Origin of the sequence: Cryobacterium sp. RTC2.1 (genome assembly GCF_035018685.1) — a bacterium.
Classification (GTDB): domain Bacteria; phylum Actinomycetota; class Actinomycetes; order Actinomycetales; family Microbacteriaceae; genus Cryobacterium; species Cryobacterium glucosi.
Window position 1 is genome coordinate 1 of the sequence record NZ_JASJXJ010000310.1, and the last position, 1,137, is coordinate 1,137.

General features: G+C 73.6%; 1 protein-coding gene. It reads right to left on the reverse strand.

From position 1 onward, the window contains the following. Positions 1–30 precede the first annotated feature (30 nt). Complete coding sequence (locus QN357_RS19005; RefSeq protein WP_322189902.1) at positions 31–1,032, reverse strand: pirin family protein; 1,002 nt, start codon at positions 1,030–1,032, stop codon at positions 31–33. Positions 1,033–1,137 lie beyond the last annotated feature (105 nt).

Consider the following 1,137-nt stretch of genomic DNA (forward strand, 5'->3'; position numbering starts at 1 on the left):
GCTTTCGCGAGCTGAGTTGCTGGGCGCGGCTCAGGCGCGGGGCTTGAGGCGCACCGTCGGGAGCTCGGGGGCGGGGAGTGCGGGCCCCGGGTAGCCGGCGACCGTGCCGAAACGACCGACGGCATCCGCCCCCTCGATGACCTCGGACTGCCACTCGGCCCGCCACCCGGCGATCTCCTCGTGGCTGCGGCCGATGAAGTTCCACCACATCACGAGCTGCTCCTGGAACGGTTCGCCGCCGAGCAACAGCACCCTGGCCGGGTGCCTGGCGTGATTCTCCAGGCGGATGCCGCCGCGCCCTGCCCCGAGGTAGCCCAGCTCGCTGCGCGCGAGCGTGACGCCCTCGAGGAGCACCGGGCCGCGATCGACGAGCACCCCGTGTTCGAACGCGGGGTCGAGGTCCAGGTCGAGCGTCGCGCCGGCAGGGAGGTCGACCTGGGCGCCGAGCACCGGGCTGTAGACCCGGGCCGCCGAGACGACGGGGCCGAGCGTGCCGATGAACACCCGCGCGGTCGCCCCGCCGCCGAGGGGCGTCTGCGGAACCTCGTGGTGCTCGAAGTGCGGCGCCTGGTGCCGGTGCTCCTCGGGCAGCGCGAGCCAGAGCTGAACGCCGTGCAGCACCCGGGTCTCCGGCGTCGACACCTCGGAGTGGCTGATGCCGCGCCCTGCGGTCATCAGGTTGAGCTCGCCGGGGAGCACCGGCGCGTGGCTGCCGGCGCTGTCGCGGTGCTCGATCTCCCCTTCGAAGAGCCAGCTGACGGTCTGCAGACCGGTGTGCGGATGCGGCGGCACGACCATGCCGCGACGGGCGCCGTCCGCGACGTCTCCCGATGCCTCCTCGCGAGCGCCGGTGCCGGTTGTGGTCGCCTGTGCAGTTTCGAGGGCGATCGGGGGTGCGATCTCGTCTGGCCCGTAGTGGTCGATGAAACACCAGGCCCCGATCGTGGACCGACCGCGTTGTGGCAGGGTGCGGCGCACGTTCATGGCGCGGGGGCCGCCGAGCGGCACGTCCCGCGGGAGCAGCAGGAGCACCGGGCCGCCGGCATCCGCCGTGTGGCCGGGGGCGGTTCGCGCACCAGCGGGGCCAGTGCTCGCATCCACCGAACCGGAGGGAGCCGTGGTCGCCACGGGTCCCTC